Annotated in this window: 18 protein-coding genes and 1 pseudogene; 16 read left to right on the top strand and 3 right to left on the bottom strand. The window is 63.8% G+C overall.

All coding sequences use genetic code 11. From position 1 onward, the window contains the following. Window positions 1–177 precede the first annotated feature (177 nt). The 11 genes and pseudogenes from FJ546_RS23315 to FJ546_RS23260 all read left to right on the top strand — a co-directional run bounded on the left by FJ546_RS23315 (window position 178) and on the right by FJ546_RS23260 (window position 12,655). Window positions 178–1,506: an NAD(P)H-dependent oxidoreductase gene (locus FJ546_RS23315; protein ID WP_140891483.1), complete on the top strand. Its 1,329-nt coding sequence runs from the start codon at window positions 178–180 to the stop codon at window positions 1,504–1,506. A 2-nt stretch (window positions 1,507–1,508) separates the two neighbouring features. Then, a complete protein-coding gene (locus FJ546_RS23310) occupies window positions 1,509–2,537 on the top strand; it encodes a thiamine pyrophosphate-dependent dehydrogenase E1 component subunit alpha (RefSeq protein WP_140891482.1) in 1,029 nt (342 codons plus the stop codon). Continuing rightward, window positions 2,537–3,535 (top strand): alpha-ketoacid dehydrogenase subunit beta, encoded by a 999-nt coding sequence (locus FJ546_RS23305; RefSeq protein ID WP_140891481.1) that lies wholly within the window; start codon window positions 2,537–2,539, stop codon window positions 3,533–3,535. Before FJ546_RS23310 ends, FJ546_RS23305 begins: the two co-directional genes overlap by 1 nt. Window positions 3,536–3,538: 3 nt before the next feature. Next, a complete protein-coding gene (locus tag FJ546_RS23300) occupies window positions 3,539–4,918 on the top strand; it encodes a pyruvate dehydrogenase complex dihydrolipoamide acetyltransferase (protein ID WP_140891480.1) in 1,380 nt (459 codons plus the stop codon). Between the two features lie 210 nt (window positions 4,919–5,128). Then, window positions 5,129–6,115 (top strand): ABC transporter substrate-binding protein, encoded by a 987-nt coding sequence (locus FJ546_RS23295; protein WP_140891479.1) that lies wholly within the window; start codon window positions 5,129–5,131, stop codon window positions 6,113–6,115. A 59-nt stretch (window positions 6,116–6,174) separates the two neighbouring features. After that, on the top strand, window positions 6,175–7,875 hold the full coding sequence (locus FJ546_RS23290) for an iron ABC transporter permease (RefSeq protein WP_140891478.1): 1,701 nt from the start codon (window positions 6,175–6,177) through the stop codon (window positions 7,873–7,875). After that, on the top strand, window positions 7,863–8,939 hold the full coding sequence (locus FJ546_RS23285; RefSeq protein WP_140891477.1) for an ABC transporter ATP-binding protein: 1,077 nt from the start codon (window positions 7,863–7,865) through the stop codon (window positions 8,937–8,939). Before FJ546_RS23290 ends, FJ546_RS23285 begins: the two co-directional genes overlap by 13 nt. Further along, window positions 8,939–9,116 (top strand): annotated as a pseudogene (locus FJ546_RS23280) (MBL fold metallo-hydrolase); the annotation flags it as partial. The gene FJ546_RS23285 and the pseudogene FJ546_RS23280, both read left to right, overlap by 1 nt. A 128-nt stretch (window positions 9,117–9,244) precedes the next feature. Next, the gene (locus tag FJ546_RS23275; protein ID WP_140891476.1) at window positions 9,245–9,988 is read left to right on the top strand and encodes a 5'/3'-nucleotidase SurE; all 744 of its coding nucleotides are present in this window, start codon (window positions 9,245–9,247) and stop codon (window positions 9,986–9,988) included. 105 nt (window positions 9,989–10,093) lie between these two features. After that, a complete protein-coding gene (locus FJ546_RS23270; protein ID WP_140891591.1) occupies window positions 10,094–11,308 on the top strand; it encodes a DUF930 domain-containing protein in 1,215 nt (404 codons plus the stop codon). Between the two features lie 282 nt (window positions 11,309–11,590). Further along, window positions 11,591–12,655 (top strand): DUF930 domain-containing protein, encoded by a 1,065-nt coding sequence (locus tag FJ546_RS23260; protein ID WP_140891590.1) that lies wholly within the window; start codon window positions 11,591–11,593, stop codon window positions 12,653–12,655. Window positions 12,656–12,661: 6 nt separating this feature from the next. Here FJ546_RS23260 and FJ546_RS23255 read toward each other — a convergent pair whose 3' ends face one another. Then, on the bottom strand, window positions 12,662–13,336 hold the full coding sequence (locus tag FJ546_RS23255) for an HAD family phosphatase (RefSeq protein WP_140891475.1): 675 nt from the start codon (window positions 13,334–13,336) through the stop codon (window positions 12,662–12,664). A gap of 105 nt (window positions 13,337–13,441) precedes the next feature. Then, window positions 13,442–14,083, bottom strand: a complete 642-nt coding sequence (locus FJ546_RS23250; RefSeq protein ID WP_140891474.1) for a hypothetical protein — start codon at window positions 14,081–14,083, stop codon at window positions 13,442–13,444. Between the two features lie 190 nt (window positions 14,084–14,273). Here FJ546_RS23250 and FJ546_RS23245 point away from each other — a divergent pair, with 190 nt between their 5' ends. From FJ546_RS23245 to ptsP, 5 genes are read left to right on the top strand one after another with little or no spacing between them, the layout of a single operon-like run. Continuing rightward, entirely contained in the window at window positions 14,274–14,711 is a 438-nt protein-coding gene (locus tag FJ546_RS23245; RefSeq protein WP_095787930.1) for a transcriptional regulator GutM, read from the top strand. A gap of 50 nt (window positions 14,712–14,761) precedes the next feature. Then, window positions 14,762–15,523, top strand: a complete 762-nt coding sequence (locus FJ546_RS23240) for a PTS glucitol/sorbitol transporter subunit IIC (RefSeq protein ID WP_095772208.1) — start codon at window positions 14,762–14,764, stop codon at window positions 15,521–15,523. A 16-nt stretch (window positions 15,524–15,539) separates the two neighbouring features. Then, window positions 15,540–16,544 carry a PTS glucitol/sorbitol transporter subunit IIB gene (locus tag FJ546_RS23235; RefSeq protein WP_140891473.1) on the top strand — a complete coding sequence of 335 codons (1,005 nt, stop codon included), beginning with the start codon at window positions 15,540–15,542 and terminating at the stop codon, window positions 16,542–16,544. Between the two features lie 26 nt (window positions 16,545–16,570). Further along, the gene (locus FJ546_RS23230) at window positions 16,571–16,951 is read left to right on the top strand and encodes a PTS glucitol/sorbitol transporter subunit IIA (RefSeq protein ID WP_140891472.1); all 381 of its coding nucleotides are present in this window, start codon (window positions 16,571–16,573) and stop codon (window positions 16,949–16,951) included. A 56-nt stretch (window positions 16,952–17,007) separates the two neighbouring features. Continuing rightward, window positions 17,008–18,990 carry a phosphoenolpyruvate--protein phosphotransferase gene (gene ptsP / locus FJ546_RS23225; RefSeq protein ID WP_140891471.1) on the top strand — a complete coding sequence of 661 codons (1,983 nt, stop codon included), beginning with the start codon at window positions 17,008–17,010 and terminating at the stop codon, window positions 18,988–18,990. A 137-nt stretch (window positions 18,991–19,127) separates the two neighbouring features. Here ptsP and FJ546_RS23220 read toward each other — a convergent pair whose 3' ends face one another. Beyond that, window positions 19,128–19,922: a hypothetical protein gene (locus FJ546_RS23220; RefSeq protein ID WP_140891470.1), complete on the bottom strand. Its 795-nt coding sequence runs from the start codon at window positions 19,920–19,922 to the stop codon at window positions 19,128–19,130. Between the last annotated feature and the right edge of the window lie 203 nt (window positions 19,923–20,125).

Here is a 20,125-nt window from a genome sequence, read left to right as displayed (position 1 = left end):
CATGGCCGGTGGAGAAGTCCTGTGCCGCCGTCGCGGCTGCAGGCTTTACAGTTGTTCGCAGTCTGCGCAGCGACGTCAAAAAGCATTTGGATTTGGACATTAGTCTTGACAGAAATACAGATGTTCAATACCCGTCAAGCGAATGAGCAGGCCTGCAATGTGGGAGGAATGAGCGGTATGGCTTCCAATATTTCGTTGACGGGCCTTGCCCGCGATCTCGATGAGCGCGGCAAATCGGGCAAGCCCATCCGCATCGGCCTGATCGGCTCCGGCGAGATGGGAACCGACATCGTCACCCGCGTCGCCCATATGTCCGGCATCGAGATCGGCGCGATCTCGGAACTGAACCTGCCCGCCGCCAGCAAGGCGGTGGACATCGCCTTCCAGGAAACCGGCCATGCACGCGAAGTGTCGAACGCCTCGGCGATGACGGCTGCCATGGAGGCCGGCAAGGTGGCGGTCACCAATGACGCCAGCCTGGTCATCAACAATGATCTGATCGACGTGGTGATCGACGCGACCGGCGTTCCCGCCGTCGGCGCCGAGATCGGCCTGCGCGCCATGGAGCATGGCAAGCATCTGGTGATGATGAATGTCGAGGCCGACGTCACCATCGGCGCCTATCTGAAGAGCGAGGCCGACCGGCTCGGCGTCACCTATTCGCTCGGCGCCGGCGACGAGCCGTCCTCCTGCATGGAGCTGATCGAATTCGTCTCGGCCATGGGCCATCCCATCGTCGCGGCCGGCAAGGGCAAGAACAATCCGCTCAACATCGACGCGACACCACCTGCCTATGAGGAAGAGGCCAGGCGCAGGCATATGAATGTGCGCATGCTGGTCGAATTCGTCGACGGCTCGAAAACCATGGTCGAGATGGCGGCGATCGCCAATGCCACCGGGCTGGTGCCCGACAAGGCCGGCATGCACGGCCCGGCGGCGACTCTCGGCGAGCTCTCGAAAGTACTGGTGCCTGAAAAGGATGGCGGCGTGCTGTCCAGGGTCGGCGTCGTCGACTACTCGATCGGCAAGGGCGTGGCGCCCGGCGTCTTCGTCGTCGCCGACATGTCGCATCCGCGCGTTTCGGAGCGCATGGAAGACCTGAAGATGGGCAAGGGTCCGTATTTCACCTTCCACCGCCCCTATCACCTGACCTCGCTCGAAGTGCCGCTGACCTGCGCCCGCGTCGTGCTCTACGGCAAGGCCGACATGGTGCCGCTGGCCAAGCCCGTGGCCGAAGTCGCCGCCGTGGCCAAGAAGGACATGCAGCCCGGCGAAAAGCTCGATGCGATCGGCGAATATTGCTACCGCGCCTGGATCATGACGGCGCCGGAAGCGCATGCGGCCAAGGCCATTCCCTGCGGCCTGCTGCAGGGCGGCTCGGTGACCGCGCCGATCAAGAAGGGCGAGCTCATCACCTATGCCAATGCCGCCCCGGCTCCGGGCTCCAAGATCGCCGAGCTGCGCGCCCGCCAGGACAAGCTCGTCTACGGAACCGTGGGAGCCTGATCATGGCCGGAGCCAGCAAAGCCGTCGCGGACAGTCGCGCCAACCTGCCTTTCGTCTATCGCCAGTACAGCGCCGAGCAGCTCAAGCAGGTGCTCTACAAGATGTACCTCATCCGCCGCTTCGAAGAGGGCGCGGAGGAGAGCTACACGCGCGGCCTGATCCACGGCACCATGCACCTGTCGATCGGCCAGGAAGCCAGCGCCATGGGCATCTGCATGCCGCTTGGCGAGGATGACCAAATCACCTCGACGCATCGCGGCCATGGCCACTGCATCGCCAAGGGAGCCGAGGTCAAGCGCATGTTCGCCGAGTTCTTCGGCAAGACCACCGGCTACTGCAAGGGCCGCGGCGGTTCGATGCACATCGCCGACGTCGCCAAGGGCAATCTCGGCGCCAACGGCATCGTCGGCGGCGGCATTCCGATCGCCGTCGGGGCGGCACTCTCCTCCAAGATGATGAAGACCGGCAAGGTCGTCGTCTCCTTCTTCGGCGACGGCGCCAACAATGAAGGCGCCTTCCACGAGGCGCTCAACATGGCGGCGGTCTGGAAGCTGCCGGTCATCTTCGTCTGCGAAAACAATGGTTACGGCATGTCGACTTCGACCGCCCGTTCCACCGCGGTCAAGAACATCGCCGACCGCGCCGCCGCCTATTCGATGCCCGGCGTCATCGTCAACGGCAACATTTTCTCGGAGGTCGCCGAGGCGTCCTACAAGGCCGTCGAGCGCGCCCGCGCCGGCGAGGGGCCGACGCTGATCGAATCCAAGACCTACCGCCATCGCGGCCACTCCAAGAGCGACCGCAACCGCTATCGCACCAAGGAAGAGATCGAGGACTGGATGTCGAACCGCGATCCGATCACGCTGTTCGAAAACGAGCTGCGGGAATTCGGCTTCATCGACGACAAGGGCATCGAGGCCATCCGCAGTGGGGTGGCGCAGGAGATCGCCGACGGCATCGAGTTCGCCAAGGCGAGCCCGTCGCCTGACGTCGGCGAGACCGGAAATTACGTGTATACGGAGCAGGCGTGATGGACGCGATGGTGCGTGAACTGAGCTACGCCCAGGCGATCCAGGAAGCCATGGCGATCGCCATGGACATGGACGAGCGCGTCTTCCTGATGGGCGAGGATATCGGCGTCTATGGCGGCGCCTTCCAGGTGACCGGCGATCTGGTCGAGCGTTATGGCACCGAGCGGGTGATCGACACGCCGATCTCGGAACTGGGCGGCGCGGGCGTTGCGGTGGGTGCGGCGCTCACCGGCATGCGGCCGATCTTCGAGTTCCAGTTTTCCGATTTCGCCACACTCGCCATGGAGCAGATCGTCAACCAGGCGGCCAAGATGCGCTTCATGCTGGGTGGCGAGGTTTCGGTTCCCGTGGTGATGCGCTTTCCCGCCGGTTCGGGCACAGGTGCGGCCGCGCAGCACAGCCAGAGCCTGGAAGCCTGGCTCGGCCATGTGCCAGGGCTGAAGGTCATCCAGCCGGCGACGCCCTATGATGCCAAGGGCATGCTCCTGGCGGCCGTCGCCGATCCCGATCCGGTGATGATCTTCGAGCACAAGCTACTCTACAAGATGAAGGGCCCGGTTCCCGAGGGCTATTACACGGTGCCGATCGGCAAGGCCGACATCCGCCGCGAAGGCCGCGACCTCACCATCGTCGCCACCTCGATCATGGTGCAGAAGGCGCTCGACGCCGCCGCCGCGCTGGAAGCCGAAGGCATCGACGTCGAAGTCGTCGACCTCCGCACCATCCGGCCGATGGACAAGCAGACCGTCATCGACAGCGTCAAGAAGACGTCGCGACTGATGTGCGTCTACGAAGCGGTCAAGACGCTGGGCATCGGCGCCGAGGTCAGCGCGATGACCGCCGAGAGCGAGGCGTTCGACTATCTCGATGCGCCGATCGTGCGGTTGGGCGGCGCCGAGACGCCGATCCCCTACAATCCGGAGCTCGAAAAAGCCACGGTACCACAGGTTCCCGATATCATCGACGCCGCGCGCGACCTCGTCAAAGGGGTTCGCTGAGACATGCCGACCGAAGTCATTCTTCCCAAGGTCGACATGGACATGGCGACCGGACAGATCTCGCGCTGGTTCGCCGAGGAAGGCGCGCGCGTCAAGAAGGGCGATGTGCTGTTCGAGATCGAGACCGACAAGGCGGCGATGGAGATCGATGCGCCGGCCAGCGGCGTGTTGCGCGACGTCACCGGCAAGGAAGGCGTCGACATTCCGGTCGGTGCGCCGGTTGCGTGGATTTATGCCGACGATGAGGCTTATGGGGCTAATGTCACTGCGGCAAAGCAGGACAAAGCGCCAATCTCCCCACCCGTGGAGGAGATGTCGGCTAAGCCGACAGAGGGGGGCGCTGTCCCGCCAACGTCGCATTCTCTCACGCCTCCCTCTGCCCTGCCGGGCATCTCCCCCACAAGGGGGGAGATTGGCCAATCGCCGTCGGGCGCACGCGCGACACCGCTTGCGCGACGCCTGGCTCGTGAGGCAGGCCTTGCTCTTGCCACCATCATCGGCTCCGGCCCGTACGGCCGCGTGGTCAAGGCGGACATTGACGCGGCGATTGCCAAGGGTGGCTTCAAGGAGGCTCCGGCGGTGATTCCTGAGGCTCCCGCCGCTGCTGTCGCGGCTGTCCCGTCAGCAAAGCCGATGTCGGACGACCAAGTGCTGAAGCTGTTCGAACCCGGCTCCTACGAACTGGTCCCGCACGACAACATGCGCAAGACCATTGCGCGCCGCCTGGTCGAGGCCAAGTCCACCATCCCGCATTTTTATCTCACGCTCGACTGCGAACTCGATGCATTGCTGGCGCTGCGCACGCAGATCAATGCCGCCGCCCCGATGAAGAAGACCGACAAGGGTGACGTGCCTGCCTACAAGCTGTCGGTCAACGACATGGTCATCAAGGCGATGGCCATGGCGCTGAAGGCGGTGCCGGATGCCAATGCCTCGTGGACCGAAAGCGCCATGGTCAAGCACAAGCATGCCGATGTCGGCGTCGCCGTGTCGATCCCCGGCGGCCTGATCACGCCGATCATTCGGCATGCCGATGAAAAGACGCTGTCGACCATCTCCAACGAGATGAAGGACCTGGCCAGCCGTGCCCGCAGCCGCAAGCTGAAGCCGGAAGAGTATCAGGGCGGCACGACGGCGGTCTCCAATCTCGGCATGTTCGGCATCAAGGATTTTGCCGCTGTCATCAACCCGCCGCATGCGACGATCCTGGCGGTCGGTGCCGGCGAGGAGCGGGCGGTGGTCAAGAATGGCGAGATCAAGATAGCCACCGTGATGTCGGTGACGCTGTCGACCGACCATCGCGCCGTTGACGGGGCGCTCGGCGCTGAGCTGCTGGTTGCCTTCAAGCGGCTGATCGAGAACCCGATGGGCATGCTGGTCTAGAAGCCTGTCAAAGCAGCCCTGAGGCTCGTGGGACGCCGGTTCCGCGGGCTAGTATCGTCATGTTGTGAGAGCATTCAGCGCCAGGCTGTTGCCTGATCTGGTTGCGCATGCGTACTGTCATCCACCAGTCATATGCGCCGTGCAGGGAGGAAGAGACGGGGAGCCGGCCAGGGGCCGGACCGGTCATGCACAGACAAGACAGGAGGCCTCATGAAGACGCTACTCATCAAGCTGCTGGCCAGCCAACTGGCGCTCGCGGCAACTTTGTTTGCCGGCGTGGCAAACGCCGAAACACTGACGCTCTACACATCGCAGCCAGAAGCCGACGCGGCCAAGACCGTGGACGCCTTCAAGAAGGCGCAGCCCGGCATCGACGTGACTATCTATCGTTCCGGAACCAGCGACATCCTCACCAAGATGGCGGCCGAGTTCGCCGCCGGCGGCCCGCAGCCCGACGTGCTTTTGATTGCCGATGCGGTCTCGATGGAGCTGTTGAAGAAGGACGACCGGCTGCTGCCTTATTCCAAAGCCAAGCTCGATGGCATCGAAGCTGATGCCTATGACGCCGACAAGACCTATTTCGGCAGCAAGCTGATCACCACCGGCATCGTCTACAACACCGCGGCTGCTGAAAAGCCGCAGCATTGGGCCGATCTCGCCAAACCCGCCTATGCCGATGGCCTGGTCATGCCGAGCCCGCTCTATTCGGGTGCGGCCGCCTATCTGCTTTCCGGCTTTGCCGGCGATAGCAACTATGGCTGGGACTTCTTCCAGAAGCTTAAGACCAACAACACCGTCAGCGTGCGCGGCAACGGTGCTGTGCTGAAGTCGGTGGCATCAGGCGAGAAGCCCTATGGCATCCTCGTCGACTTCATGGCGATGAACGCCAAGAAGAAGGGCTCGCCGGTCGAGTTCGTGTTCCCGAGCGAAGGCGTGCCGGCGGTGACCGAACCGGTCGCCATCATGAAAACCGCGAGGAATGTCGACGGCGCCAAGAAGTTCGTCGACTTCATTCTGTCGGATGAAGGCCAGAAGCTGGCACTGTCCATGGGCTATCTGCCGGCGCGTGCTTCGGTCGGCCGTCCCGAATGGCTGCCGGAAGGCGTCAAGGTCAATGTGATGCCGTTCGACACCAAGGCGATCGTCGCCAAGACCGACGCCGACAAGGCGAAGTTCCAGGAACTGTTCGGCGGCTGAGCCGGCAATCGCGGCGGGATGTCGTTTCGGCGGCATCCCGGATCTCGGGAAACACAACCATGCCAACACGCATCAGGGAAAGCCGGGGCCAGGAAATGGCCCTGACGGCGGCGGTAGCCATCGTCATCGTACTGCTTTCGCTGCTGCCGATGCTGCGCCTGGTCAGGGAGATCGTGGCACCTGGCGGCACGCTGTCGACCGTGGCCATTGCGGCCGGGCTGAGAAGCCCGGCGACCTGGATCGCGACATGGCATACGCTGGTCGTCGGCATCGGCGGCACCTTGCTTGCGGTACTGTCGGGAACGCTGGTGGCGGTGCTGGTCTCGTTGACCGACATACGCGGCCGCAGCGCACTGGTGCTGTGCTACGTCATGCCGCTGATGATCGCGCCGCAGGTGACGGCGCTGGCCTGGCTGCAGCTGTTCGGCCCGGCAAGCCCATTCCTCAAGCTGTTCGGAGCCGCGCCGCCGCTCGGCACGAAAAACCCGCTTTACTCGACGTCAGGCATCATCCTGCTGCTTGGCGTCCAATATGGCCCGCTGGTGTTCCTGCTGGTGCGTGCCGGCCTGCGCAAGCTGCCGCGCGAACTGGTGGAGGCGGCACGCGCCGGTGGCGCCGGCTGGTTCAAGATGCTGGTCACCATCGTGCTGCCGCTGATGACGCCGTCGATCATGGCGGCCGCGGCATTGGCCTTCGTGTCCTGCGTCGGCAATTTCGGCATTCCGGCATTCCTCGGCATTCCCGCCAACTACCTGGTGCTGCCGACTCTTATCTATCAGAAGCTGGCCGGCGGTGGTCCGGCCATGCTCGGTGAGACCGCGTTCCTATCGGTTCTGATCGGCGTCATCGCCATGGCCGGCATTCTCGCTCAGGAGGTGATGAGCCGCCGCCGCGACTACCGCATCTCTTCGACATCGCTGCCGGCCGAACTCTACGAACTCGGCCGCTGGCGGGCTATTGTCCAGGCCGGCATGTGGCTGCTGATCGTGCTGGTGCTGTTCCTGCCGTTGTTCGGGCTGGTGCTGACCTCGCTGGTGCCGGGCTATGGCATTGCGCTCACGGCCAAGACGGCGACGCTCGACAATTACCGTTTCGTGCTGTTCGAGCATGATGCGGCCAACCGCGCCTTCTTCAACAGTTTCTGGCTGTCGATTGCCGCCGCCTTCTTCGCGGTCATCGTCGCCGTGCCGGTCGCCTATCTCATCGCCTGGGGCAAGCAGCGGGTGCGGCTGCTCAACCTGTCGGTCGAGCTGCCCTATGCCTTGCCCGGCGTGGTGCTGGCGATTGCCTCGCTGCTTCTCTTCCTCAGGCCGATCCCACTGACCGGCATCCAGCTCTACAACACGGTCTGGATCATCCTCTACGCCTACCTCGCCCGCTTCCTGGTGCTGGCGCTGCGGCCGACCATCAGCGGCTATCACCAGATCGACCGGGCGCTGGAGGAGGCCGCGCAGGTGGCCGGCGCCGGCCTGTTCACGCGCCTGCGAACCATCATCTTTCCACTGGTCGCGCCGGCGGCGATCGCCGGTGGCCTGCTGATCTTCATGACGGCGCTCAGCGAACTCACCGTCTCGGCGCTGCTGTGGTCTTCGGGCTCGGAGACGATCGGCGTGGTGATGTTTTCCTTCGAACAGGGCGGCGATTCCAACTACGCGGCGGCGATGTCGGTCATCACGGTCGCGGTCACCTTCGTGCTGATGCTGGTGACCAATCTGCTTGCCCCCTACCTTCCCAGCGGAGTGCTGCCATGGCGCGACTGAGCCTGGACCATGTGACCAAGAGCTTCGCCAACTTCGACGCTGTGAAGGATGTCTCGATCGACGTCGCCGACGGCGAGTTCCTGGCCGTGCTCGGACCTTCCGGCTGTGGCAAGACGACGTTGCTCAGGCTCGTCGCCGGCTTCGAGAAAGTGAGCGCGGGCGAAATCCGCATCGGCCACGATGTCGTTTCGAACAGCGGCGGCAGCGTCGCTCCGGAAAAGCGGCGCGTCGGCATCGTCTTCCAGAACTACGCGCTGTGGCCGCACATGACGGTGGCCGAGAATGTCGGCTATTCCCTGAAGGTGGCGAAGTTCAACAAGACCGTCGCGCGCCAGAAGGTCGAGGACGCGCTGGCTCTGGTCAATCTGCAGGGACTGGGCGAGCGCAGGCCGGCCAATCTCTCCGGCGGCCAGCGCCAGCGCGTGGCGCTGGCCCGCTGTCTCGTCGCCGCGCCGTCGCTGGTGCTGTTCGACGAGCCGCTCGCCAATCTCGACGTGCATCTAAGGGCCTCGATGGAGGATGAGTTCGCCGCTTTTCATAAGCGCACCGGCACGACCATCGTCTACATCACCCACGATCAGGCCGAGGCGATGGCGCTGGCCGATCGCATCGCGGTGATGGATCATGGCCGCGTGGCACAACTGGCGACGCCGCGCGAACTCTATCATGAGCCGGCAAATGAGATGGTGGCGTCTTTCATCTCGCAAGGCATCCTGCTGCCGGCGGATGTCCTGACGAGCGAAGATGGCGGCCATTGCAAGGTCAGGGTTCTGGGAACCGAGCTGGTGGTCCGCTGCCACCCCGGCGAGCGGCCGCGTGCGGGTGCCAAGATCTGCTGCCGGTCGGCCGATCTCGACGTCTCGCCGGATGGACCAGGCTTTGATGGTCTCGTCAAACGGGTGATCTACCAGGGTGGCGGCGCGCGCATCGAATTCGCGCCCGCCGCGGGGCCTGACCTCACCTTGCACTTCGAGCAGCCAGACCCGGTTACGCTCGGGAGCGGAGCCCAGGCGCGGTTGCGCATAAGATCCGGCTGGCTGATCCCGGCGGGGGCCGGTTCGTGATGATGCTGGACCTGCTTGGCGGCTTCGGGGAAAAGGGCCGCACCAGCCTCGCCGTCGGCAGCGGCGGCGACCGCATCCTGCTCGATATCGGCATCAAGGTCGGCGCCTCCGGCGCGGAATTATCCGGCGCTCGGCGGTCCGGTCGACGACATAGATGCACTCTTCGTCTCGCACGCCCGACGGCCTGAAGCGCTCGGCCATTCCTGCGTCACCGATCTTCTCGATGACCTCAAAAGCCACATCCCGTCGCTGCGCACGCAATGCCGTACCGGCCAGCGCATCGCGGTGCCGCCAGGAAGCAAAGAATGAGAATTCTGATCTGCAACGATGACGGCATCGACGCGCCGGGACTTGCCCGTCTCGTCAACGCGGTCACCGGCCTGAGCGACGATGTCTGGGTGGTCGCGCCCGACGGCAAGCGCACCGCCGCCGGCTCGTCGCTGACGATCGCGAGGCCGCTGACGATGCGGCGCGTCAAAGCGAACTGGTATTCGTGCTCCGGCACGCCGGCCGGTTGCGTGGTGAGCGCGATGACGTGGCTGTTTGCCGATACCGAGAAACCGGACCTGGTCCTGTCGGGCGTCAATGACGGCCGCAACGTCGCCGAGGACCTCGCCTATTCCGGCACGCTCGGCATCGCCCGCGAGGCGACCTTCTGGGGTGTTCCGGCGATCGGCTTTTCGCGCGTGAAGAATCCTGAGTTCACCGACGGCGACGACCCATGGCTTGGCGCGCTGATCGCGTCATTGTGGCAATCGCGCGCCAACTGGGCGACAGAAGGTCATTGGTTGAGCGTCAACCTGCCGACCGCGCTTCCGGCGGAAATCCGGCAGCCGCGCATCGGCCGTGACAAGATCGGCCGCGCGGCCGAGATCGTGGAAAGCGAAGGCGATCGCACCGTCATCACGGTGCCGCGCGGGCGCACTCACGCCAGTGAGCCGGGCGACGAGAACGAGGCGATCGATACCGGCTTCGTCAGCATCAACAGGCTGAACTGGTTTGGCGAAACGCGGCTGGACGAACGGTTTGTGGGCGGGATTCCGAACTGATCTTGCTGTGTCGACCATCCCGATCACCAAGCTGTCAGCGGCTAAACCGCGCCAATCCGATGCCTGTGCTTGAAGCCGCCGCTATTTCATTCCACATCGGGCGCAATGAACGGCAAGATACGAGCGTGGTTTCGCAATTGGCGATGGGCCTTGGTTGCCTCGCTGATCCTGCACGCCTTGATCGCAGCGTTCTTGTTCTTTGGCGTGCCGAGATCCGAGCAGCAGCCGCAACAGCAGGAACAGCCCGTCAATGTCGCGATTGTGCCGCCATCCGAGAAGCCTAAGCCGAAACCTGTTCCAAAGCCACCGGAGCCGACACCCGAAAAGAAGGCTGAAAAGCCGCCTGAACAAAAGCCGCCTCCGGAACCACCGAAACCGCCAGACGATCATGTTCTGAAGCGCGTTTTCCAGTACGGCCAGAAAGATACGGGGCCGGAGAAATCGCTCGACGGAAGCAGCGCCAAACCCAACACGCCGTCACCGGCCAAGGATGAGGCGGCTAAGCCGCCTATAACACCGACACCCGCGCCGACCCAGCCCGCTCCGGCTGCAACGCCACAGCAGAAGGCGGAGCCCAGCAAGCCTGACGAGAAGCCGGCCACCGCTGCGCCGGACGAAAAGCCCGCGCAAGGCGAGGAAAAGCCGGAGGCCGCGCCGGACGCCAAACCCGCGCAAAGCGAGGAGAAGCAGGCGACCGAGGACGCTGACAAACAGCAGCCGGACAAACAGGCGCTCGCACCGCAACCCGCCGAAAAGCAAGAGGTTGTGACGCCAAAGCCATTGGCGGCCGAGACTGGTGGCAAGCCAGCGCCTCCAGCCTCAACCGGAAAGGCAAAGCCCAAACCTGCCAAGACGTTGATGTTCAAACCCGCAAGAGCCTTCAAAGCGCCGATCGGGAATGCAGGAAGATCAAATCCCACCAACAACGATGTTGCAGGATCGCCAATCTATTCCGGCCTTCCAGGTGTCAGAAAGCTCTACTCGCAGGGGGCAACCGGCAATGCCTTCGCCACAAGCTCCATGGAGAATGTGCCGCGCGGTCAACGCGTGGCCACCCTTTGCGGCAATGTTCTGAGCCAGGAACTGCAAAGCGCCGACTATTCGGTCAAATGGGTGCCAACCATTACGCTGGACAAAGGCAATGTTCTCAACCCTGCTCAAGCGGCCTTCAGCACCAGAAACACCTGGTACAATCTAAATTTCCGATGTGAAGTCGACCCCGATGCGACGAGGGTCCTATCCTTCAACTTCCGTGTGGGGTCATTGGTCCCGCCTGGCGAATGGGCCAGCCGTGGATTCACCAAGTATCCGCTGAATTAGGCCGGCACGCCGAGCCCGGACAATTGCCGGCTAATGTCTTGCCGGTCCGCGCAGACGCAATCGGCACCTGCCGCCGTCAGCCGCGGCGTGCTCGGCATAGGTGTGACCGCCGCCAGTGGAGCCGATCGCCGTCATGCCGGCGGCGGCGCATTGAGCCGCCCGGGCGCCTTGGCCGGGCCGCCCTGGGGGTGGTGATCCAAATCGACAAAACTGTCGCGCCCATATGCGCAAATCCGGTGCTTATGCTTGAAGCCGCCGCTATTTCATTCCACATCGGTCAGGATGAAGGACGAGGCACGAGAACGGCGTCGGTATCTGTTGTGGGGCATTCCCGCATCGCTGATCCTGCACGTGCTTGCCGCGGCGCTCCTTGTGTATGGCCTGCCCGTGCCTCCCGAACAGCCGCGCGAGGAGCAGCCAGTCAATGTCGCGATCGTGCCTCCGCCCGATCAGCCAAAGCCGAAACCTGTTCCGCCGGCGCCAAAGCCGCCGGAACCGAAGGTTGAAAAGCCGCCTGAGCGTAAAGTTGAAAAACAACCTCCGTCAGAGAAGCAGCCTCAGAAGCCACCCCCAGTCGAGGTCCTGAGGCCTGTCTTTCAGTTCGGCGACAAGGATACCGGCCCGAGGAAATCGCTGGACGGGACCAGCGCCCAAGACAGTTCGCCGTCGCCGGCCAAGAATGACGATTCGAAGCCGCCTGTCGGGCCGAAGCCTGCAGACAGCCAACCTGTCACGCCGGCAGACTCCGAGCAGCAGGCAGTTTCAAGCGCGGAGATGGATAAACAACAGGCAGCCAAACAGGAGCCAGACAAGCAGTCGGCGCTCGACGACGCCAAGCAACAGGGCGCGGCACCAGCGCCTTTGGCTGCCGATAGCGGCGGCGAGATCGAGCTTCCCACATCGGCCGAGGCCCCAAAGCCCAAACCCGCAAATGCGCCGAAGCCCAGCCCTTCAAAGGCCTCGAAGTCTGCATCTCGCAACGATTCGGGCCTTCCGGGTGTTCGCAGGCTCTACTCGCAGGGTGCTACCGGCGATGCGCTGGCCACGACCTCGATGGGCGGGGTGCCTCGCGGCCAGCGTGTGGCCAAACTCTGCGCCAGCGCGTTGCAGCAGGAACTGCTGGATGCTTCCTATTTTCCCAAATGGGTACCATCTCTTCCGCTGAAGGTGGGCAATATTCTAGACGCCCCGGATGTCGCTTTCAGCACGACAACCACATGGTACCATCTTGGCTTCCGGTGCGAGGTCGACACCGATGCGACGAGGGTCCTATCCTTCAACTTCCGCGTGGGGGCACCAATCCCGCCCAGCGACTGGGTCGGTCTTAGATTACCCAGCCCCTACTAGTCTAGATCAGGCCGGCACGCCGAGCCCGGACAATTGCCGGCTAATCTCTTGCCAGTCGGCGCAGACGAAATCGGCACCGGCCGCCGTCAGCCGCGCGGCGTGCCCGGCATAGGTGTGGCCGCCGCCGGTATAGCCGATCGCCGTCATGCCGGCGGCAACCGCGCCCTGGATGCCGAAGGGCGAATCCTCGATGACGATGCAGTCGGCCGGATCGGTGCCCATCCTGGCGGCGGCGAACAGGAAGATGTCGGGCGCCGGCTTGCCGTTCTTGACCATTGAGGAGCTGTAGATCGCCTCGCCGAAGAACGGCGCCAGCGCGGTGACAGCGAGGCTGTGGTTGATGCGCTCGACGGAGGACGACGAGGCAACGCAGCGGTCGCCCTCGATCGTCTCCAGAAACGCCGCGATTCCCGGGGTCGGTTTCAATTCCTCGGTGAACAGGATCTTGGTCTCGGCCCAGATGTCGCCGTCGGCGGCAGCGGGAAACTGATGGCCGGTCAATTCCCTGATCCTGGCGATGATGTCGGACTGCTTCATGCCGACGCATTGGGCGATGATGCCGCCATGGACGCCGGGCATGCCGTGCTTTTCATAGACGCGTTCGTAGGCCCTGGCGGCCAGCGGCTCGCTGTCGACGAGAACACCGTCGCAATCGAAAATGATAGGCCTTGGTCGCGCCACGCGCTTGTCTCCTCACGTCAAATTTCGCACATCGCTATCGGCAAAAAGTCAAATGTTCAATAGTGCAATGTCTTGAGCGCGTTTTGGGGCTGCAACGGCCCGCAATCAAAGCCGGCGCAGCGCGTCGCTTGCGCGGCCGGATCCGAGCGCCCGTTGCATGGCTTGCCGGGACTGTGCGCGGTCCGGCGTGATCCAGTTCGGCTCCGCACCGAGGAAGCGGTCGAGGAAAGCCACCGCATAGGCCGGCATCTCGGTGACGTTCTCGCGATAGGACCACCAGGTGCGCAGATCGTCGGCGCATTTGTCGATGCTGGGCGCCTTGCCGAACTCCTGCTCATAGATCGCCGAAATCACCGAGACGCAGTAGTTGGTGTAGAGAAAACCCTCCGGCCAGAAGCGGATGATTTCCAGCGTGCCGGCATTCTGATCCGTTTCGATGAGTTGCGCGAGGCCGGAGATCTCCCTGGCCGGCGCCTGTTTGATCAGCTCGCGCAGCACGAGACCGGCGGCAAAGACGATGAAGTCGGCGCGGTCGACCGCGGCGAAGCGCTTCTGCGCTTCCATGATCTCGACCCAGTCGAGAAAGGCCCTCGTCAGCTTCGCCTCGTCGATCTCGAAACGCACGCCGAACGTGTCCGAGACCACCTTGGCGCTGCCGCGGAAAGTGGCGCGAAACCAGCGCAGCTGCCGCAGCCGGTGGCGCAGGTCGGGCATAAGGGCCAGTTCATCCCTGAAGGGCAGTTCCATTTCATGCATCCCGTTTGACGACAGGCTAGCACAGCCATGCCGCCGCCGAAATCGGCGACGGCCCTGTGGATGGCGTAGCGGAGGCCAATATCATACATATTGACATTCGCGGAAACAAATGTTCTCACTTTGATGTTGTCGCGTGCCGGTCCAAGGTGCGGTTCAACGGAGGCTTCGGGAGGAGAACCGAATGGCGATTTGGCAGTGGGGACTGCTTCTGCTGGTTATTGTGTGGGCGCTGCAGTCGCTCGGCGTCTGGCTGCAGATGCGGCACTATTCGGATGTCTTCCGGGGCGTTACCGACCAGTACAAGGACGGCTTCGTCGGAGCCGGCAATTTTCGCGGTCGGCTGGCCAAGGGCACCATCGCGCTCGTCGTGGTGACGCCCGACCTGATCGTGCGCCGCCTGATGGTGATGAGCGGCCGGTCCGTCTTCACCAAGTTCAAAAGACATGAAGAATTCGAGGGTGTTCCCCTCGATCGACTCCGGTCCAACCCTGCGATCATGGGGGAGGGGGAACCCGGTGTGGCCGAGGCCGTGAAACGGGCGATCGAACAGATCGACAAAACACGGTCGGAGCCGGGGAAGAAGCCGGGCCTGGCCGGCTTGAACGTAGCAAGGGCTTAGAGGACGCCGCGCACCGACTGGATAACCGGCGGGCGGCATAAGGAGGAGAAATGTCTGTATTTTCGTTGTTGGCGCAGCATGCCGACATGGCCGTGCACAATCTGCATGTCGCAGGTACCATGGTCTCGGATGCCGCATTGCATGGCAAGCTCGCCGTCGAGCATGCTTCCGACCATCTCGTTGTCCTTGCGCAAGCAGACAGCGGACCCATAACCGTCGACCAGTTCAAGGAAAAGCTGAAGGAAGTCCAGCAGGAAGAGCAGCTCGGCTGGCTGACCGCCATCGGCAAGTACTTCATCGGCATCTTCCAGAAGGGCGGCGAAGTGTTCGCCGGCTTCGTCACCGGCATCATCCCGACGCTGGTGGTGCTGATGACCGCCTTCTATGCCGTCACCGAACTGGTCGGCGAAGAGCGCGTGCATGGCCTGGCGCGCGGCGCCGGCAGGATTGCCTTGACCCGCTATACGCTGCTGCCGCTGCTGGCGGTGTTCTTCCTCACCAACCCGATGGCCTACACGTTCGGATCGTTCCTGGAAGAAAAGCACAAGCCGGCATTCTATGACGCGGCCGTGTCCTACGTGCATCCGCCGCTTGGCCTTTTCCCGCACATCAATCCGGGCGAATATTTCGTCTGGGGCGGCATTCTCGTGGCTCTGCTCGAGCTCGAGAAGAAGGGCGTTGTCGTCGCTGGCTATCACGTCAAGGTGGCGATCTGGTACGCCATTGTCGGCCTCGTCGTCATCCTGCTCAAGGGCATGCTGACCGAGCGCATCACCACCATCATGGCACGCCGCCAGGGCGTCGAGCTGTAAGGGCGGGGAGGACATCATGGACAGGACATTCAAAGCCGTAAAGATCTCCCGAGGCAACACAGGCTGGGGCGGCCCGCTCGTCATCGAGCCGACCGTGCAGCGCGACAAGGTCGTCTCCGTCACCGGCGGCGGCATCCATCCCGTCGCCCAACTGATCGCCGACATGACCGGCGCCACGGCCGTCGACGGCTTCAGGGCGCCGCCGATCGAAGGTGAGATGGCGGTGGTCGTCGTCGATTGCGGCGGTACCGCACGCTGCGGCGTCTATCCGCGCAAGCGCATCCCGACCGTCAATCTGACGCCGGTCGGCCAGGCTGGGCCGCTCGCCCAATTCATCACCGAGGACATCTACGTTTCGGGCGTGAAGCCGGCCAACGTCACAATGGCGGACGGATCCGAGGCGGTCACCACTGCGGGGGGAGCAGCATCGATGAGTTCAAGCAATAAGACCGCAGCCGCTGCTCCACAGCCGCTGCCGAGCGAAGGCGGGCTGATCGGCCTGATCAGCTCGATCGGCCGCGTCATGGGCCGGGTGGTCGGCATCTTCTTCAATGCCGGCCGCCGCACGATCGACCAGGTGGTGCGCAACGTGCTGCCATTCATGGCCTTCGTGACCATGCTCATCGGCCTGATCCTATACACCGGCATCGGTGACGTGCTCGCCCAGCCGATGGGACCGCTGGCCAACAACATCGTCGGCCTGCTGATCATCTCGGCCATTTGCGGCCTGCCGTTCCTGTCTCCCATCCTCGGGCCGGGCGCCGTCATCGCGCAGGTCATCGGCGTGGCCATCATCGGCCCGCAGATCGCCAACGGCACGATTTCGCCGGCGATGGCTCTGCCGGCGCTGTTTGCCTACAATACCCAGGTGGGCTGCGACTTCGTCCCTGTCGGGCTGGCGCTCGGTGAAGCCAAGCCGAAGACGATCGAAATCGGTGTGCCGGCGGTGCTCATCAGCCGCCAGATCATGGGCCCCGTATCCGTGCTGATCGCATGGGTCGTCAGCCTGATCGTATTCTAAGGACATAAGAGAATGAGGTTCGCCACATGACGGTTCTGCTGAGAACACGGGTCACTTCCATCGGGCCCGAAGTGGCGGATCTTGCCGAAGGGGGCGTGGTCATCCTGTTTGCGGATGGCTCGCCGCCGGAGCTTGCCGAGGTTTCGGTGCTCCACAAGACGGAGGTTGGACCGAGCGACGGCGCGCCGCAAAAGGGCGCGTCGATCACCCTTGGTCCGGTTTCCGCGGTCATAACCGCCGTCGGCTCCAGCGCGTGGAGCAAGGTGCTCGAGATGGGTCACGTCGTCATCTCGTTCAACGGCGCCACCGAGGCCGACAGGCCGGGCGAGATCTGCGCATCGCAGGTCGATGCCCAGGCGCTCGTGTCAGCCCTGAGGACGGACGCGATCATCACCATCGCCGCCTGAAGCATTCGCGCCGCGACCCATCTGGTTTTGGCGCTTGAAAAAGCAGAGTATTTGCCATGGAACGCTCGACCATCGTCAGAGTGCATGAAGGTTTGCACGCCCGTCCCGCCACGCGGTTCGTCAAGCTCGCCAAGGGCTTCGAATCGGATGTCGAACTGGTCAAGGACGGCAAGGCGGTCAGCGCCAAGAGCTCCGTCAAGCTGATGCTGCTGGCGGTCAAGGAAAACCAGGAAGTCACCGTGCGGGCGAACGGAGCCGACGCCATCGAGGCGATCGAAGCGCTGATCGGCTATCTCGAGAATCCCAAGGCGGGTCTCGACGACGAAGCCGAGCCGCAGCGCCCGGCGAATGATGCCGGCCAGGCGGCATCCTCGTCCGCACCCCAATCCATGCCGGCTGCAACAGGCCAAGAGAACGGCTTGCGTGGTGTCGCGGCAAGCGAGGGCGTCGCCATCGGGCCGGCCTTCGCGCATTTCCCGCCCGAGATCGCCGGACAGGGTCGCATGCTGCAGGCGGAAGAGATCGCCGGCGAGATCGAGAGGTTCCGTGCCGCCGTCGCCGCCGTCCAGGCGCGCATGGACCGAACCTTGGCGCACGACAGCCTGTCTGCCGCAGACCGCGGCATCGTCGCGGCACTCAGGGATATCGCCGCCGACGACAGCCTGACCGGCGAGGCCGAAAAGGCGATCAGGGGCGGCAACGACGCGGTCTCGGCCGTCATCACCGCGGCCTCCACGATCGCCGCCGATTTCGGCGCGGTCGACGATCACTATCTCAATGCGCGGGCCGACGATGTCCACGCCGTCGGGCGGCAGATCTGCCTAGTGCTGCTGGGCCAGGACGACGTCAGTCTCGAAAGCATCCCCGAGGGCGCCATTCTGATCGCCGACGATATAGGCGCCTGGGATCTGGCGCGGGCGCCGCTGAAGCGCATTGGCGGGGTTATTTGCGGCCATGGCGGCGCCACCTCGCACATCGCCATCATCGCGCGCTCGCACGGCATTCCGGCGGTGCTGGGCCTTGGCGACCAGGTCAACGCCTTGCGCACCGCGCGCGACGTGGCGCTCGACGGCAACACCGGCCATGTGATCATCGACCCGGACGCGGCGACGCGCGCCGATTATGCCGGCCGTGTCGAAGCGGCGGCGAAGGAGCGCGCCGGCTTGACCGCTTTCAAGACGGTGACGCCGAAACGCGCCGACGGCAAGGTGATCGAGGTCGCGGCCAATATCGGCTCGCTCGAGGAGATCGAGGCGGCGCAGGAGGCGGGCGCCATGGGCGTCGGCCTGTTCCGCACCGAACTCCTGTTCATGCGTCATATGCATCTTCCCTCGGAGGACATGCAGGCCGAGACCTATGCAGCGCTGGCCAAGGCCTTTGCGCCCTATCCGGTCATCGTGCGCACGCTCGACATCGGCGGCGACAAGCCGATCGCCGGCATCGAGTTTCCCGACGAGGAGAACCCCTTTCTCGGCTGGCGCGGCATCCGCATGTGCCTCGACCGGCCCGATATCTTCAAAAGCCAGCTCAGGGCGCTGCTCAGGGCCGCCGTGCACGGCAACATCAAGGTGATGCTGCCGATGGTGTCCGATATTTCCGAAGTCACGCGCAGCCGCGCACTGGTCGATGAATGCATCGCCGAACTCAAGGCCGAAGCCGTGCCTTATGCGACATTCGATCTCGGCGTGATGATCGAAACCCCGGCCGCCGTGCTGATCGCGCCGGCGCTGGCCAAGGAAGTGGCCTTCTTCTCGATCGGCACCAATGACCTCACCCAATACATCATGGCCGCCGACCGGCTGAACCCGACGGTCGCCAAGCTCAACGACGTCACCAATCCGGCGGTCATGTCGGCGATCGAGCTGACGGCCAAAGCCGGCGTCGCCGCCGGCATCATGGTGGGCATGTGCGGTGAGGCGGCCGGACGCCCGGATCTGATCCCGGCCTTCATCGAGATGGGCCTGACCGAGCTTTCGATGAGCCCGGCCTCCATTCAGCGCGCCAAGAAGACGATCACGGTCATGGCAGCAGGGGATTAGCTATTCCAGGAAAAGTGTGAGCGGTTTTCCCGGGAAAAGCGTAGCGCTTTCCCTTGGGAATTGCGTCAAAACAAAGAGTTAGAGCGGTTTCCATGAAACGGTGAAACGCTCTGGATTTCCGGAAGCGCTGCTGGAGCTTACGGCAAATGCGCAAGCAGGGTGGCGAAGACTGGCGTCAATTTATCGACCGGGCTTGCCTTGGCGCAGGCCCGTACGATGCGATCGTGACGGATATCGGCAGCCAGGATCGCGATCTCCAGCATGTCGGGTTCCGGCGCGCCGTCACGGCCGGTTGTCGCCAAGCCGCAGGCCAGAACCACAGGCGCCAGGCAGCTTATGTCGAGCGCGCGTTCCCCGGCGGTTTCAGGCGCGGCTTCGCCAAAGTGCACCGGACGCTGGCTGAGCAACTCGACCAGCAACGCCGCGCAAGTGGCCGCGATTGCCTGCAGCCCAGCGCCCGGCGCGGTCAACGCGGACAGGAAATTACCATGGCGCTTGCGCATCGTGGCATGCGCGGCGGCGAAATCGGCTTCGTGGATGCGGGCGTTGTCGATCTTCAGTTCGGCGAGTACCGCCTTCGTCAAATAGTACATGTCGCGCCGGAACAGGCGCTCGGCGCCCAACTGCCGCTCTTCGTTTCCGGCCGGAAAATAGGTGCCGAGGCCTTTCACGGTCGTGCCGTCCACCTTGATCGGGCGCTCGTGCGGGACAAAAGACTCGGCAATCGACAGCGCCTCGTCGACGGCGCTGGCGGCATGGCTGAGCAGGCCTTCGATGCCTTTGCCCGGAAACGGCGGCAGATGGCTAGTCGCTTCGCGCAGCACGCTGGCGTCACCGGTGCCGTCATGGCGGCTTTGACGGATGATGTCGCGGACCTCCCGCAACCGGTCCTTCAAATTGACGCGGACGTCTTCGGAGATTTGTCGGAGCATCGCGGTCTGCCTCGAAAAGTGCCTTGCAGGGCGGCCGGCCAGGGGCCAGCCACCGACTCTACATTGTTCCTATCGATTGGTAGATCAATAGGCGATACTAGACCAGCATGCAGAATCGGCGACGGCGCGCTCGTCCGTCGCCGCGCGGGAGGGATGATTGGCCAGGCGACGACAAACCGACGAAGGGCGGGCCGAAGAAGGGC

The organism is Mesorhizobium sp. B2-4-19 (genome assembly GCF_006441315.1).
In the GTDB taxonomy this organism is placed as follows: Bacteria; Pseudomonadota; Alphaproteobacteria; order Rhizobiales; family Rhizobiaceae; genus Mesorhizobium.
This window is presented reverse-complemented; position numbering and strand designations above follow the sequence as displayed.